The sequence below is a fragment of the Campylobacter sp. RM12647 genome (assembly GCF_020138135.1).
Taxonomy (GTDB): Bacteria; Campylobacterota; Campylobacteria; order Campylobacterales; family Campylobacteraceae; genus Campylobacter_E.
This window is the reverse complement of sequence record NZ_JACGAS010000005.1, coordinates 26,196-40,240: the sequence shown is the minus strand read 5'-3', so window position 1 is coordinate 40,240 and position 14,045 is coordinate 26,196. Positions and strand designations below refer to the sequence as shown.

At 26.3% G+C, this 14,045-nt stretch carries 18 protein-coding genes; 15 read left to right on the top strand and 3 right to left on the bottom strand.

Annotation, left to right across the window (positions count from 1 at the left end; all coding sequences use genetic code 11):
• Positions 1-53: 53 nt before the first annotated feature.
• The 6 genes from AVBRAN12647_RS03170 to AVBRAN12647_RS03145 all read left to right on the top strand — a co-directional run bounded on the left by AVBRAN12647_RS03170 (position 54) and on the right by AVBRAN12647_RS03145 (position 5,314).
• Positions 54-218, top strand: coding sequence for a hypothetical protein (locus AVBRAN12647_RS03170; RefSeq protein WP_336614689.1), 165 nt, complete (start codon positions 54-56; stop codon positions 216-218).
• A 33-nt stretch (positions 219-251) separates the two neighbouring features.
• Positions 252-1,547 (top strand): sodium:proton antiporter NhaD, encoded by a 1,296-nt coding sequence (gene nhaD / locus AVBRAN12647_RS03165; RefSeq protein WP_336614688.1) that lies wholly within the window; start codon positions 252-254, stop codon positions 1,545-1,547.
• 12 nt (positions 1,548-1,559) lie between these two features.
• Positions 1,560-3,095 (top strand): glutamine-hydrolyzing GMP synthase, encoded by a 1,536-nt coding sequence (guaA, locus tag AVBRAN12647_RS03160; RefSeq protein WP_214117549.1) that lies wholly within the window; start codon positions 1,560-1,562, stop codon positions 3,093-3,095.
• Positions 3,096-3,600: 505 nt separating this feature from the next.
• On the top strand, positions 3,601-3,918 hold the full coding sequence (locus tag AVBRAN12647_RS03155) for a hypothetical protein (RefSeq protein WP_336609519.1): 318 nt from the start codon (positions 3,601-3,603) through the stop codon (positions 3,916-3,918).
• A gap of 15 nt (positions 3,919-3,933) precedes the next feature.
• Positions 3,934-4,557, top strand: coding sequence for a hypothetical protein (locus AVBRAN12647_RS03150; protein WP_336614687.1), 624 nt, complete (start codon positions 3,934-3,936; stop codon positions 4,555-4,557).
• Positions 4,558-4,573: 16 nt separating this feature from the next.
• The gene (locus AVBRAN12647_RS03145) at positions 4,574-5,314 is read left to right on the top strand and encodes a hypothetical protein (protein ID WP_336614686.1); all 741 of its coding nucleotides are present in this window, start codon (positions 4,574-4,576) and stop codon (positions 5,312-5,314) included.
• A gap of 27 nt (positions 5,315-5,341) precedes the next feature.
• On the opposite strand, the gene AVBRAN12647_RS03140 is transcribed toward AVBRAN12647_RS03145, so the two are convergent.
• Positions 5,342-5,875 carry a hypothetical protein gene (locus tag AVBRAN12647_RS03140; protein WP_336614685.1) on the bottom strand — a complete coding sequence of 178 codons (534 nt, stop codon included), beginning with the start codon at positions 5,873-5,875 and terminating at the stop codon, positions 5,342-5,344.
• A gap of 56 nt (positions 5,876-5,931) precedes the next feature.
• Positions 5,932-6,573, bottom strand: coding sequence for a thioredoxin domain-containing protein (locus tag AVBRAN12647_RS03135; RefSeq protein WP_214117544.1), 642 nt, complete (start codon positions 6,571-6,573; stop codon positions 5,932-5,934).
• Positions 6,574-6,698: 125 nt separating this feature from the next.
• Between AVBRAN12647_RS03135 and AVBRAN12647_RS03130 the strand changes: the two genes are divergently transcribed.
• Genes AVBRAN12647_RS03130 through AVBRAN12647_RS03105 form a run of 6 tightly spaced genes read left to right on the top strand, consistent with a single transcriptional unit; the run spans position 6,699 to position 12,061 of the window.
• Positions 6,699-7,268 carry a hypothetical protein gene (locus AVBRAN12647_RS03130; RefSeq protein ID WP_336614684.1) on the top strand — a complete coding sequence of 190 codons (570 nt, stop codon included), beginning with the start codon at positions 6,699-6,701 and terminating at the stop codon, positions 7,266-7,268.
• A 50-nt stretch (positions 7,269-7,318) separates the two neighbouring features.
• Positions 7,319-9,256 carry a ribosomal protection-like ABC-F family protein gene (gene abc-f / locus AVBRAN12647_RS03125; RefSeq protein ID WP_336614683.1) on the top strand — a complete coding sequence of 646 codons (1,938 nt, stop codon included), beginning with the start codon at positions 7,319-7,321 and terminating at the stop codon, positions 9,254-9,256.
• A complete protein-coding gene (locus AVBRAN12647_RS03120) occupies positions 9,243-10,430 on the top strand; it encodes a M48 family metallopeptidase (protein ID WP_336614682.1) in 1,188 nt (395 codons plus the stop codon). The genes abc-f and AVBRAN12647_RS03120 overlap by 14 nt, the downstream gene beginning before the upstream one ends.
• Positions 10,414-11,217: a HemK/PrmC family methyltransferase gene (locus tag AVBRAN12647_RS03115; protein WP_214117540.1), complete on the top strand. Its 804-nt coding sequence runs from the start codon at positions 10,414-10,416 to the stop codon at positions 11,215-11,217. The genes AVBRAN12647_RS03120 and AVBRAN12647_RS03115 overlap by 17 nt, the downstream gene beginning before the upstream one ends.
• Positions 11,204-11,641, top strand: a complete 438-nt coding sequence (locus AVBRAN12647_RS03110; RefSeq protein WP_336614681.1) for a DUF4149 domain-containing protein — start codon at positions 11,204-11,206, stop codon at positions 11,639-11,641. The genes AVBRAN12647_RS03115 and AVBRAN12647_RS03110 overlap by 14 nt, the downstream gene beginning before the upstream one ends.
• A gap of 33 nt (positions 11,642-11,674) precedes the next feature.
• Positions 11,675-12,061 carry a hypothetical protein gene (locus tag AVBRAN12647_RS03105; RefSeq protein WP_336607131.1) on the top strand — a complete coding sequence of 129 codons (387 nt, stop codon included), beginning with the start codon at positions 11,675-11,677 and terminating at the stop codon, positions 12,059-12,061.
• A gap of 20 nt (positions 12,062-12,081) precedes the next feature.
• Here the strand turns inward: AVBRAN12647_RS03105 and AVBRAN12647_RS03100 are convergent, their stop codons facing one another.
• Positions 12,082-12,483, bottom strand: coding sequence for a hypothetical protein (locus AVBRAN12647_RS03100; protein ID WP_336612468.1), 402 nt, complete (start codon positions 12,481-12,483; stop codon positions 12,082-12,084).
• Between the two features lie 56 nt (positions 12,484-12,539).
• Between AVBRAN12647_RS03100 and mobB the strand changes: the two genes are divergently transcribed.
• Genes mobB through AVBRAN12647_RS03085 form a run of 3 tightly spaced genes read left to right on the top strand, consistent with a single transcriptional unit; the run spans position 12,540 to position 14,045 of the window.
• Positions 12,540-13,010, top strand: a complete 471-nt coding sequence (mobB, locus tag AVBRAN12647_RS03095; protein WP_214117536.1) for a molybdopterin-guanine dinucleotide biosynthesis protein B — start codon at positions 12,540-12,542, stop codon at positions 13,008-13,010.
• Positions 13,010-13,873 carry a class 1 fructose-bisphosphatase gene (locus AVBRAN12647_RS03090; protein WP_336614680.1) on the top strand — a complete coding sequence of 288 codons (864 nt, stop codon included), beginning with the start codon at positions 13,010-13,012 and terminating at the stop codon, positions 13,871-13,873. The genes mobB and AVBRAN12647_RS03090 overlap by 1 nt, the downstream gene beginning before the upstream one ends.
• A complete protein-coding gene (locus AVBRAN12647_RS03085) occupies positions 13,860-14,045 on the top strand; it encodes a hypothetical protein (RefSeq protein ID WP_214117534.1) in 186 nt (61 codons plus the stop codon). The genes AVBRAN12647_RS03090 and AVBRAN12647_RS03085 overlap by 14 nt, the downstream gene beginning before the upstream one ends.

Below are 14,045 nucleotides of genomic sequence, written 5' to 3'. Positions count from 1 at the left end.
AAAATAAATAATTTTAATTGCTTATTAATCTTTAAAAATAAAAGGTTTTTATTATGAGAAGAAAGAATATTATGAATATTTTCAATGTTTTTAAATTCCACCATATTGTTTTACTTGCTACCTTGTTGTTTTCTGCTTGTGGGTATAAAAGCGACCCAAGTTATTATAATAACAAGTCAATGCAAACGCAAAAATTACCCTTCGTTGAATTAGAGTAAATAATATCTATCATTTTTTAAAAAGGAGCTTTTATGGAAATTACATTTTCATGGGCGGGAATTTTATGCTTAGTGATATTTATCATCGGTTACTATTTTATCGCAGCTGAAGATAAATATCATATAAACAAGACAAAACCTGCAATATTTATCGGGACTTTAATGTTTATTATTTTAGGGCTATATTTGTGCATAAACGGAAAAAGCACAGAGCCATTAGAACACGAAGTAAAAGACTTAATAGAAGAGATTGCTGAAATAGTGTTTTTCTTAATGGTTGCTATGACTTATATTGAAGCTTTAATTGAGCGTAATGTATTTAATACCTTAAAATATAAGCTTGTAACAAAGGGATATACTTATAGAAAATTATTTTGGCTAACTGGACTTTTAGCATTTTTCATATCTCCTGTTGCTGATAATTTAACTACAGCTTTAATTCTTTCAACCGTTTTACTTACAATTGATAATCAAAAAAAGGAATTTTTAGTTCCTGGTGCTATAAATATAGTTGTAGCTGCAAATGCAGGTGGAGCTTGGAGTCCTTTTGGAGATATTACAACTCTTATGGTTTGGACTGCTGGTAAAAGTCCTTTTATAGATTTTTTCGCATTATTTCCTGCTAGTTTCCTTGGTTGGTGGCTAACTGCATTTTTATTAAGCAAATTCGTTCCAAATGTAAAGCCTAGTTTTGATGAGAAATCTTTAAAAATTGAACATATTAAAGATGGTGGGAAAATCATTATTTTATTAGGTGCTTTAACAATTCTTAGCGCAGTTTTAATGCACTCATTATTTGGTTTACCTGCTATGTGGGGAATGATGTTTGGTTTATCACTTTTAAGCCTTTATACTTATAGATTTAATGTCGCTCGTGGTAAAAGAGATATAAATATATTTGCTTATATGACTAAAATTGAAATGGATACATTGTTATTTTTCTTCGGTATTTTAGCAGCTGTTGGAGCACTTCATTTTGCAGGTTGGTTAGCTTATGCTTCAAGATTATATGATTTTGCTGGAGTTATGAGCACAAATATTGGAGTTGGATTTTTAAGTGCAGTAGTTGATAATGTGCCTGTTATGAGTGCAGTTTTAAAGGCAAATCCAAATATGAATATAGATGATTGGCTTTTGGTAACCTTAACAGCTGGAATAGGTGGTTCATTAATTAGTTTTGGTTCTGCTGCTGGGGTTGGAGTAATGGGTAAAATGCGTGGAATTTATACCTTTAGCTCACATATGAAATACGCTTGGACTGTTTTATTAGGTTATGTTCTAAGTGTTATTGTTTGGTGGTTACAATTTGAGTATTTTGATTTATATTAGGAAAGGAAATTGATGGAAAAAGCAGATATTTTAGTGCTTGACTTTGGGTCGCAATACACCCAACTTATTGCTAGAAGACTTAGAGAGCAAGGAGTTTATACACTTATTTTACCATTTAATATTAGTGCAAATGATATTAAAAATTATGAGCCTAAAGGTATTATTTTAAGTGGTGGTCCTGCTAGTGTTTATGCAAATGATGCTTATTTTTGCGATAAAGAAATTTTTGATTTAGGTTTGCCGATTTTAGGGATTTGTTATGGAATGCAGTTAATGGCTCATCACTTTGGAGCAGTTGTTGCACCTGCAGGACATAAAGAATATGGTAAAGCTAAAATTAGCATTCAAGAAGATAGTTGTTTATTTAAAAACTTACCTAAATCTCAAGTGGTTTGGATGAGCCATTCTGATAAGGTTGAGAATTTACCAGCAGGATTTAAAACTATTGCTGTTAGCGATAATAGTCCATTTTGCGTATATGGTAATGATGAGAAAAAAATGTATGCCTTACAATTTCATCCTGAAGTTCAACATAGCGAATTTGGTAAAAATATTCTTAAAAACTTTGCAAAATATGTTTGCAATTGCGAAAGCGTTTGGAATATGGGTTCATTTGCTAAGACACAAATTGAAAAGATTAAAGAGCAAGTTGGAGATAAAAAAGTTCTTTGTGCAATTAGTGGTGGTGTAGATAGTAGCGTTGTGGCTGCATTGCTTGCTAGTGCTATTAAAGAACAAACTATTTTAGTTTTTGTTGATACTGGATTACTTAGAAAAAATGAAAAAGAGCAAGTAGAAAGTATGCTTAAATTAAAATTCGGAATAGAATTAAATACAATTGATGCAAGAGAAATTTTCTTAAAAAAATTAAAAGGTGTAACAGACCCAGAAACTAAGCGTAAAATTATCGGAAATACCTTTATTGAAATATTTGAAGATTTTGCAAAAAAACAAGAAGGTGTTGAATTTTTAGCTCAAGGCACTTTATATACTGATATTATTGAAAGTAGCGTTGTAGGTAGCTCAAAAACAATTAAGAGCCATCACAATGTAGGTGGCTTACCTGAAAAGATGAATTTAAAATTAGTTGAACCTTTAAAAGAAATATTTAAAGACGAAGTAAGATTGCTTGGACTTGAATTAGGTCTTACTAAAGACTTAGTATATCGCCATCCTTTCCCAGGTCCAGGACTTGCAATTAGAATTATGGGTGAAGTAAATGAAGAAAGCCTAAATATCTTAAAAGAAGCTGATGATATTTTCATTCAAGAACTTAAAGCAAATGGTTATTATGATAAAACTTGGCAAGCATTTTGCGTATTGTTAAATGTAAGAAGCGTTGGAGTAATGGGTGATAATAGAACCTATGATAATGCAATAGCTTTAAGAGCAGTTGATGCAAGTGATGGTATGACAGCTACATTTTCTCATTTACCTTATGAATTATTAGAGAATGTAAGTAGAAGAATTATAAACGAAGTTAATGGAATTAATAGAGTAGTTTATGATATTTCTAGTAAGCCACCTGCAACTATAGAATGGGAATAAAATTCCAAATAACTCTAGCTTAATTAATACCTAAGCTAGGGTTAATAAAACTCTTTTAAAAACATTTAAATCCTTTTATAAAAATATCAAGCTTTTTAATGAGAAGATTTTAATATAAAATAAATTATATTAATAAAAATTAGAATTTTAATTGTCTTTTATGTATTTTAAATACTATTCAAGCAAAAAAGGTAAAACTATGAAATGTATTGGTAACATTTTTAATATTTTAAAACTTATCATAGGTATTTTGAAAAATATTTTTCTTGCTTTATTTATAATTTTTTTTATACATCTTGTATCTTTAATTTATATCAATGTTTGTAATGATATATTATTGCTTTGCACGATAGTTTTTGCTTTTCTTTATTTGTTAACATCAATGATTATAAGAGATTATAAACCTTCTAAAAAAGTTTTATATATTTTTATTACTTTATCAACTTTGCTAATAATTTCACAATTTTATATAACACATATAAAAGAACCAAATGAATTAATAAAAATGATTATAAGTTCTAATAAAGGGTATTTTACAGATGGAAAGAAAGGCGGATATATCTATGTGATAAAAAATGATTTAGATTTATTTGATTATGTTAATACAAAAATAAGAGATAATACTAAAAAATATTTTGAAGATAGTGGATTTAAACAAATTAAATTTAAAAATAATGTTTATTCTTGCAAGAAGATTATAAAAGGTCAATATTATGATATAACATTCGTTAGTAATGAAACGGACAATGGTATTGTAGCGAAATATATTGTAATAGAATACGAGCCATTTCTTGGAATAGAATATATACAAGATTTATTTTAATAAAAAAGGCAAGTAATGAAAAACTATATTAATATGCTAATATCTTGGGTTATTATTAATTTAAATAGCAAGAATAAAGCTTTAATAGATTTTGATTATTTTAAAGCTATGTTTTTTCCATTTTCTTATTTGAAGATTAGTATTTATAGATTTTTATTATTCTTGTTTTATTTATCACTTTATTATTCTGTTGATTTAGGGCTTTTGACTAAAGCATTTTCACATAACTCAAATGATAGCTATATATTTTTCAACATAATTTTTACAATTATTCATTTTTTCATTTTACCTTATATGTGGTTTTTTGCTAGTTTTAAAAATAAAATTTCACATAAAATCAATATTGAATATGCGTATATAAGTTTGATTTTTATTGTTGCATTATTGTATCTTTTTTATAATATTTTTCCTAGTTTTAGCTTATTAGTTATATCTTTAATAATACATATTGTGTGTTATTTTTTTAGAGTTAAGACAATTTATTTATTCTTTTTAACTATTGCTATTTTTATTACTTATTATCAACAATTTTATAAAATATTTTCAGAAGAAGTTATTTTAAATATTAATTTGTTTTATATGTATTTAGCTCTTGCAATAAATTATATTTACAATAAAATTATTTCAAAACTAAAATAATATAATGCGAGAATATATGGCTTTTAAAAATGATTTTATTGTATTTATAAAAAATATACTTTTTTATCTAGCTTGGTTTTTCTTTTTCGTAGCTTTAGCTTTGTTTTATTTAATCTATATAAATCCATTGAGTTTTAATAATCACTTGGATTTTATAATTTATTTGATAATTTTAAGCCTATCTTTTATGCTTTATTATATAATTTCTAAAAGATTAAAAAACTTTGAAATATATTTAAAAGATAGATTTTTTAGTGTTTTAAAATATTTTTCATTTTATATAATGTTTATTGCCTTAGCTAATGCTTTATTTAATCTTTATGTAAAAAATGATTTTATTTTAGACATTATTTATGCGATTTTATTTTTCATAATTTATAAATTAGTTGGTAAAAATACAATTAAATACCAAGCACTTATTTTAGCTATCTTACTAGTATTTTGTGCCTATAAATATTATGATTATTTTTTAAAACAGCCAAATGAACTTGTAATGCAGATTATAAAGGCTAAAAAGATTAATTTTGATGATTATTTTTTATTAGATGATATTAATTTAATCAATGCACTTAATAAAAATATAAAGGATAAAAGCCCTTATGAAGTTTATGAATATTTTAAAGAATTTAAAATGCTAAGGTGTTATAAAAATGCTAATATTTGTTATAAAAATGTAGTGTTTGGTAAGACTATTTTCATAGCTTTAATTTATAAAGATAAAGTAATCCAAGAAATTCATTATAAGGTATATAAGTAGGATTTGCTTATTTTGTGTAAAGTAGATTTATTTTCTATCTGCTTTATAATATATTTTATTTATTTGATTATCTTGCAATTTTATTGCTATATCAACTGGGTTGTTATAAATAGTATCTTGAAAATACAGCATATTATTTTTCTCATTTTTTCTAAATCCATATTCTTTTAGATATTTAAGAATTTCATCATTGTTTTTATCTAGTAATACAGCGTTGAGTTCTTTTGTAGTAACTTCATTTATTATGCAATATCTTTGATTTTCTAGGCAAGTTTTATTAGCATTTATGATTTTTGCTATTAAATCATTTGGCTCTTTTATAAAAAATTCATAGTATTTATAAGCAGATACTAAAGCTAAAATTATTAAAAAGTATTTATTAAATCTAATCTCATCTAATCTCTTTTTAATACTTCCATAAATAGCAGAAAGCAAAATTGCAGATATAAAATAATAAGCAAAATTAAAGCCCATAAAAAGCTCAATCAAACTAACAACTACGCATAACCAAGATAAATAATAAGATAAATATTGTAATAGTTTTATAATTTTATGCAACATTTCACTACTTTTTAATACAAGTATTAGAAATATTTAGGATTTACCTAAGTAAATCCTTATTTTTTAGATAGTTCGTTTATCATATCTATAAGCATTTGTGGAGATTTTGCATAAGCTAAATTGATTACATATTTTCCATTTACAATAAAAGTTGGAGTTCCGTAAGTATTAGCAATTTCATTTGCAATATCAGTTGAGCTTAACAAATATTTTCCTTCAGGGCTTTGCAAGAAGCTTTCTAATTTTTTCTTTGAAATTCCAAGAATACTTAGACCAGATTTATAAAATTCATCAGGATTATTATTCCAAGTTGATTTATTTTTAAACATTTCAACAAAATAAACGCTACTAATTTTATCATATAGGCTATTTTTATCAATCAAACTAATTTTATTTTTTTCATCTTGATAATGTGCGTATGCAAGTAAATTAGCCATTTCTTGACCAAATTTTCCCCAAGTTTTTACCATCATTAATCTAATATCTAAATCTTTTAATTGCTCTTTTATTAGTCCTAAAGTATTGTGATTGTGGTGTAAATAACAATGCGAACATTGATAAGACCATATTTCTGTTAAAGAATTATCAGAATTTGGAATTGGATTTTCAAGCACATTGTATTCTACACCTTCACTTAAGGCAAATAAGTTTGAACTAACAAGCAACACTAAAGCTAACTTTTTAATTTGTTTTAACATTTTTTCTCCTTAAAAAAATTGCATAAATATATAAAATTTTAATTAATAAAAATTTTCTATTAGAAATGATAATGATTAACAAAATATCGTATAATAATGGTTCAATTTAAAAAAAAGGACAAAAAATGAAAAAGATATTTTCTTCAATTATCGCTACTGCGATTTTAGGCTCAAGTGCTTATGCAATTACTATTGATGAAGCTAGTGTAAAAGCTCATTTTGTTGGCTTTAAAATGACAAAAAAATTAGGTGTTCCTGGTGTTATTGATGATGCTAAATTTGAATTTAGCAAAACAAGCGGCTCTGTTGTAGATATTTTAAACGGAACTAAAGCAAGTATGGATTTTGCTAACGAAAATACAAAAGATAAAATTCGTGAAAACAATATCCATAGAACTTATATTGCAAATCTAAAAAATAGCAAAATTGAAGCTAGTTTAAAAGATGTAAAAGGTGATGAAACAAGTGGTAATGCTATAGGTGTAATCACATTTAATGACATTACAAAAGAAATTCCAATGACTTATAGTGTAGCTGATGGTAAATTAGTTGTAAAAGGAGTAATCAATATGAATACTGATTTTAATACAACTGAAGCATTCACAGCACTTTCAACTGATAAACAAATCTCAGCACTTCACGGAAAGAAAACTCACGAAGAAGTTGAAATTTATTTTGATGTAGATGTTAAATAATCTTTAAAGGCTAGAATACTAGCCTTTAAAAAACTTAAGGATTATTTAAATTGATTTTAATAGATTGTATTGATATTGATAAAGCTTACGGCGAAAAAGTTATTTTAAAAAATGTAAATTTTAGTATAAACGATGGCGAAAAAATCGCAATAATAGGTAAAAACGGGCAGGGCAAATCTACATTTTTAAAAATAATTACTAAAGAAATAGAACCTGATAATGGTAGGGTATTGATTAATTCAAGTATAAATTTTTCTATGCTTTCTCAAAGCATTAATATAGATTATAATCTTAGCGTAGATGAATATATTAAATTAGAATTAGGCGATATTTTTAATGCTTTAAGCGAATATAATGAGATTAATTCTAAACTATCAACTAATCCAAATGATAAAGAATTATTGCAAAAACAACAAATTTTATTTGATTTAATAGAGAGCAAGGACGCTTGGAGTATTGATAGTAAAATAAATAGAGCTTTAAAAGAATTTGAATTAAGTAGTTTTATAAATAGAAATCTAGCAAGTCTTAGTGGTGGGGAATTAAGAAGATTAAGCCTTGCTTGTATGCTGCTTAAATCTCCTGATGTTTTGATTTTAGATGAGCCTACGAACCACTTAGATGTAACTATGTGTAAATACCTTGAAGATATGTTAAAAGCTAGTAAAAAATGTGTTATTTTTATAAGTCACGATAGATATTTTATAGACAATATTGCAAGTAAATGCGTAGAAATAGAAGATGCGAAATTAAGAGAATTTGAAGGTGGGTATTCAAATTATTTACAAGCTAAGGCAAAATTACTAGAAAGCCTTAATAAAAGCTATGAAACTTTAGTAAAACAATTAAAAAGCGAAGAAGAATGGCTGCGTCGTGGGGTAAAAGCAAGGCTTAAGCGAAACGAAGGCAGAAAAGAGCGTATTTTTAAAATGCGTGAAGAGGCTAAAAAAAATCCTAGTATTTTGAATAGACTAAGAGTTGAGCTTGCCCGTGCAAGTGATATAAAATCAAATCCACTAATAGCAAATAAGAAAAAAATGCTTTTTGAATTACACGATATTAGCCTAACGCTAGGCGAAAAATTATTATTTAAGCCATTTAATGCAAGGATTTTACAAGGTGAAAAAATAGCAATTGTAGGCAAAAACGGCTGTGGAAAATCTAGCTTTTTACAAATTCTACTTGAAAAACTTCGCCCTAGCAGTGGTTTTATTAAAAAAGGTGAGATAAATATAGGATATTTTGACCAGAAAAAAAGTGATTTAAAAGATGATGAAACTTTGATTGAGTATTTTTGTCCAAATGGCGGTGATACTATCAATGTGAAAGGCTCTAATATGCATGTATATGGATATTTAAAGCATTTTTTATTTCCTAAAGAACAACTTACTTATAAAATTGGCTCACTTAGTGGTGGCGAAAAAAGTAGGGTGGCTTTAGCAAAACTTTTTACAAAAGATTATGAAGTATTAATTTTAGATGAGCCTACTAATGATTTAGATATTGCTACGATTAATATTTTAGAGCAATATTTAATGGATTTTAAAGGTGCTTTGATATTTGTAAGTCATGATAGATATTTTACGGATAGACTTGCTACTAAGCTTTTTGCCTTTTCAAATCAATCAATTGAAATTGAAACTATGAAATTTAGTGAGCTTTTAGAATTAAACGATGAATTAAGCGAGTTAAATAGCGAAATAGAAAATGATAAAGAAAAACCAGTAAAAGTTGAGCGTAAAAAAAGCGTAAAATTAAGCTATAAACAAAATAAAATTCTAGAAGAACACCCAGTTAAGATTGAAGAGATTGAAAAAGAAATTAGATTATTAAATGAATACTTAAGCGACCCTGCAAAATATGAAAAATATGGGATATTGGCTTTAAATGAAAGACTTGAGAATTTAAATCAGGAATTAGATATTTTAGAAAATGAGTATTACGAAGTTTTAGAACTTACAGAAAGGTTAGAAAATGTTGATAATTAGTATAATTAGTGTAATTTTTGTGATTGAAACAATACTTAAATTACTTGAAATAAATCATATTAAAACAAAAACAAATAAAAGTTTTTTAAGTGATGAGCAATTTATAGAATTTAAAAATATAGCCATAGTTGAGCATAAATTTTCAATACTAAATAATTTTTTAGCACTTATTTTAAATTGCATATTTATATTGGTGTTATTTAATGTATTAAAGGTTCATTTTGAGCCTAATTCACTGCTTGATAATACTATTTTAGTTTTATTGTATTTTATTATAAATTCTTGCATTCTAACTTGCTTAGATTATTATAAAACTATGGTTGTTGATACTAAGCACGGCTTTAATAAAAAAACTCCTAAAATGTATTTTAAAGACCTTTTAAAATCATTAATCTTATTAGTAATTATAGGTGGAGCTTTAGTTTATATTTTGCTTTTTGCTATTGCTAAATTAGGCGAGTTTTGGTGGATAGGTGGCTTTGCTATTTTATTTATTTTTAGTCTTTTAGCTATGGTTATTTATCCTAATTTTATAGTTCCATTGTTTAATAAATTAAGCCCTGTAGAAGGTGAATTAAGAGATGATATTGCAAAATTATTAGATGAATGTGGCTTTAAAAGTAATGGGGTATTTAGTATGGACGCTAGTAAAAATGATACTAGACTTAATGCTTATTTTGCGGGTATGTTTGGAGCAAAAAAAGTAGTTCTTTATGATACTTTAATCAATGCTATGAGTAAAGATGAATTACTTGCCGTATTAGCTCACGAATTAGGGCATTTTAAACATAAAGATATTTTAAAAATGCTTTTTATAAGTGGTTTAAATCTATTAATTACCTTTGCGTTTTTTGGATATTTTTCAAGTTTTTTTGAAAATCAATTTAATTTAGAAGGCTTTGTATCTAGTCCGTTGTTTGCTTTTATTATGGTAGGCTCGGCAATTTCGTTTATTTTAAGTCCTATTTTAAATTCCTTATCAAGAAAAAATGAATTTAGTGCAGATAAACACGGGGCAATAAAAACTAGCAAAAACGATATGATAAGTGCTTTAAAGGTATTAGCTATTCACAATAAAGCCTTGCTAGATCATAACGCTATTTATGAAATGGTTTATAAAACTCATCCGAGTTTAAGTAGAAGAATAAGTGCATTAAATGATAGCCACATTTAACGAATTAAAAGCCCTAAGCAATGAAGTAATTGCAAGACAGATTATAATGGAGTATTTTTCATATTCAATGCTTGAGTATTCAGTTGCAAGGGCAAATGTGATAAATCCAAGCGATAAAATTAAACTCTTAAGTATTGCAAACGAATACAAAAACGGCACTCCATTGCAATACATATTCTCAAAAACTTATATAAAAGATTTAGAATTTAAATGTGCTAAAGGAGTGTTAATTCCTAGAAATGATACTGAAATACTAATAGATTTAGCAATAAATCTAATAAATCAAAATAATATAAAAAATATTTTTGAAATAGGTTTTGGAAGTGGGATTATTAGTATATTTTTAAAATTATTTACAAAAGCAAATATAAAAGCTTGTGATATAAACAAATTAGCCTTAAAACTAGCCAATGAAAATGCTAAATTGCATAATGTAAATTGTGATTTTTTTATTAGCGATTTTATGAAAGTTAATTTTAAAGACTATGAACTAATTATCTCAAATCCTCCATATATTAGCACCGAATATAATTTAGATAAATCAGTATTAAAAGAGCCTAAAACAGCGCTTTTTGGTGGTAAAAAAGGATATGAAATATTATTTAAAATAATTGATAAATGTTATTTAGAAAATGTGAGATTTTTAATGTGCGAATTTGGATATGATCAAAAAGAAATCCTAAATGATTATCTAAAAGAAAAGAATTTTAAGGCTAGTTTTTATAAAGATTTAAATGGTTTTGATAGAGTTTTTATAGCAGAAAGGTTAGATTATGAAAAAAATTAATGATTTTTTATTAGCTGGAATAATTTTTGTAGAATTATTCATAGGAATTGTTGTTGCTCCTATTATTTTTTATCCTAGTGCAATTATTGGAGATGGGATTTTAAGCCACTTTCAAAGCGGACTTTTGATGACACAAGTGTTTGTAAAATTTAATTATTTGTTACTTTTCGTAAGTTTATTAAATATTATTTATGAAAGTATTTCAAATAAATTATTTAGTTTAAAGTCAATTTTAAGCCTAATAATTTTGATTTTAGCCTTAGTATTTGTATTTTATTATACAGCTAATGTGCTTGATATGCAGGCTTTAGGCGTTACTGATAGTAAAGATTTTGATGATAATCATAAGCAAAGTGAAATGATTTTTAAAGTTATGGTTATTTTACAATTAATATTATTTTTTACTAAGAAAAAAGAAAAATAGGCTATAATCGGCAAAATTTAAAAGGAGTTTAGTATGCAAATTAACAATAACATACAAAGCAATGTCTTAATGGCTCAAAATAAAGCTACTCAAAAAGTTGAAGATACTTCGGTAGAACAACTAAATGAGAAAAAAGTAAGTGAAGAAAAATTAAGCGAGAAAAAATATCAAGAAATCAGCACTCAACAAGATGAAATGATTTCAAAAATTCAAAATAATAATACAAATAAAGTTGATTTGAAAAATGATTTAGAAAAAATAGAAAATAGTTTAAAAACAGCAAATAACAATAACGATAGATTTAAAAATGAAGATTTTTCTAAATTAAACGCTAATTTTTTAAAGCAAAATGAAGAAAGTTTTAAAAACGCTCAACAAGTTAATTTTAACCAAACTCAAATAGCGTCATTATTAGCGTAATTTTAAGGGTTTTTTAGCCCTTAAAATTGATATTCAAGAGATTTTGAAATTCTTTGTATTTTAACGCTTCTTGTTTCTTCATTATTTAAGGTAATTTCCATATCAATATTTGTCTTTTTACTAGCAGTATTTATTATTTTGTAAAAATATAAAAAATCATTTTTGTAAGGCAAATTAAATTCATTTTTTGGCAGTTTTAAAAATTGAACCAAATACCCTTCAATTATTATATGTTCAATTTCGTTTTTACTAGCAATCACAAAATAATCGTTATTATCCTTAACTCCTAAATAACTAATAATGCAATCATTTACATAATAAGACCTTAACATTATTTCTTCTTTTGAATTATAAAATTCATCATTTTGCTTAACACAAGCTGTAAAACATATCAAAATTACTAAAAATAAAGCTTTTTTCATTACTTCTCTTTCGTTTAATTTATAAATTTATAATTTTTAATAAAAAAGGTTAATCAATGAAAAAAGCATTCGCATTTACTGGCCCATCAAATTCGGGCAAAACTACACTAATTTGTAAAATTTCAGAGCATTTACAAAAGCTTGGCTTAAAGGTAGCAATAATTAAGCACGACCCAAAAGATAAAGCAGTATTTGATACGAATGGTAAAGATAGTTTTAAATTCTATCAAACGGGTGCTGAAGTTGCAGTTTTAAGCCCTGTAAAAACTACTATTTTTTATCACGAAAGCTTAGAAATAGAGCAGATAATAAAGCAATTTAGTGCTGATATTGTTTTAGTTGAAGGACTTAAAAGTTTGCCTTTACCAAGATTATGTGTGTTTTGCAAAGAAGTTGATGAGAGTTATTTAGAATATTCTTTAGCATTAGCTAGTTATTCTAATAAAGATTATGGTTTAAAGCAATTTAATTTAGATGATATTGCTAGTATTAGTGAATTTGTTTTGAATAATGCTAAGGAGATTTAATGCAAGAAATAATAGAAGCTATAAAACAAAGCGTTTTAAAGATTAAGCAAAGCTTTGATAGCCCTGAATATGGCTATACAGAATTAAGCAATGCTAGTGGGGATTTACAATTAAAACAAGATGTATTAAGCGATATGATAATTACAAACGAGCTTAGTAAAATTGGCTCAATTAAAGCAATTATCAGTGAAGAAAAAGAAAATCCGCAATTTTTATACGATGATGCAAAATATATAGTTGCGTATGACCCACTTGATGGCTCTTCTTTATTTGATGTTAATTTTGCAGTAGGAAGTATATTTGCCATCTATGAAAATACTGCAGAGCCTAATAGTTTAAAAGCAGCTATTTATTCAATTTATGGTCCTAGAACCCAATTAGTAGTTTGTATAAATGAGCCAAAATTATATGAATATGATGGAAAAGAATTTAAATTCTTAAAAGATTTAAAACTAAATGAAAAAGGTAAATTAAACGCAACAGGCGGCACTCAAAAAGATTGGAGCAAGGCTCATAAAGCAATGATTGATAAAATATTTAGTGATGGATACCGCTTAAGATATAGCGGTGCTATGGTTAGTGATTTACATCAGATTTTAATAAAAGGTGGGGGATTGTTTTCATATCCAAATACAAGCGAAGCTACATTAAATGATGGTAAATTAGGAAAACTTAGGGCTTTATTTGAAGTATTTCCTTTCGCTTATATTTACGAAAAAGCTGGTGGATTTTCAAGTGATGGGATAAAAGGCTCTAAAGGATATGAGAGTTTGCTTAATTTAAAATTTAGCACAATTCACGCAAGCACACCTTGCTATCTTGGTTCAATCAGTGAAAAGGCATATTTAGATGAATATTTATGAGAGTAATTTGCAAATTGCTAAAAAGAATTTGCAAGATTGCCAACAAAAAACACAAAATAAATTATCTTGTATAGATTGTGAAAAGCTCTGTGAGTGCGATATAAGAAATGCTTTTGTAAAGGCTACTTATGAAAATATGTCGCAAGGTGCTTCACAAGATTTTAATTTTTAA

Coding starts and splice junctions, on each gene's coding strand:
- AVBRAN12647_RS03170 (WP_336614689.1), top strand. CDS start 54: ATGAGAAGAAAGAATATTATGAATATTTTCAATGTTTTTAAATTCCAC.
- nhaD (WP_336614688.1), top strand. CDS start 252: ATGGAAATTACATTTTCATGGGCGGGAATTTTATGCTTAGTGATATTT.
- guaA (WP_214117549.1), top strand. CDS start 1,560: ATGGAAAAAGCAGATATTTTAGTGCTTGACTTTGGGTCGCAATACACC.
- AVBRAN12647_RS03155 (WP_336609519.1), top strand. CDS start 3,601: ATGATTATAAGTTCTAATAAAGGGTATTTTACAGATGGAAAGAAAGGC.
- AVBRAN12647_RS03150 (WP_336614687.1), top strand. CDS start 3,934: ATGAAAAACTATATTAATATGCTAATATCTTGGGTTATTATTAATTTA.
- AVBRAN12647_RS03145 (WP_336614686.1), top strand. CDS start 4,574: ATGGCTTTTAAAAATGATTTTATTGTATTTATAAAAAATATACTTTTT.
- AVBRAN12647_RS03140 (WP_336614685.1), bottom strand. CDS start 5,875: ATGTTGCATAAAATTATAAAACTATTACAATATTTATCTTATTATTTA.
- AVBRAN12647_RS03135 (WP_214117544.1), bottom strand. CDS start 6,573: ATGTTAAAACAAATTAAAAAGTTAGCTTTAGTGTTGCTTGTTAGTTCA.
- AVBRAN12647_RS03130 (WP_336614684.1), top strand. CDS start 6,699: ATGAAAAAGATATTTTCTTCAATTATCGCTACTGCGATTTTAGGCTCA.
- AVBRAN12647_RS03120 (WP_336614682.1), top strand. CDS start 9,243: ATGTTGATAATTAGTATAATTAGTGTAATTTTTGTGATTGAAACAATA.
- AVBRAN12647_RS03115 (WP_214117540.1), top strand. CDS start 10,414: ATGATAGCCACATTTAACGAATTAAAAGCCCTAAGCAATGAAGTAATT.
- AVBRAN12647_RS03110 (WP_336614681.1), top strand. CDS start 11,204: ATGAAAAAAATTAATGATTTTTTATTAGCTGGAATAATTTTTGTAGAA.
- AVBRAN12647_RS03105 (WP_336607131.1), top strand. CDS start 11,675: ATGCAAATTAACAATAACATACAAAGCAATGTCTTAATGGCTCAAAAT.
- AVBRAN12647_RS03100 (WP_336612468.1), bottom strand. CDS start 12,483: ATGAAAAAAGCTTTATTTTTAGTAATTTTGATATGTTTTACAGCTTGT.
- mobB (WP_214117536.1), top strand. CDS start 12,540: ATGAAAAAAGCATTCGCATTTACTGGCCCATCAAATTCGGGCAAAACT.
- AVBRAN12647_RS03090 (WP_336614680.1), top strand. CDS start 13,010: ATGCAAGAAATAATAGAAGCTATAAAACAAAGCGTTTTAAAGATTAAG.
- AVBRAN12647_RS03085 (WP_214117534.1), top strand. CDS start 13,860: ATGAATATTTATGAGAGTAATTTGCAAATTGCTAAAAAGAATTTGCAA.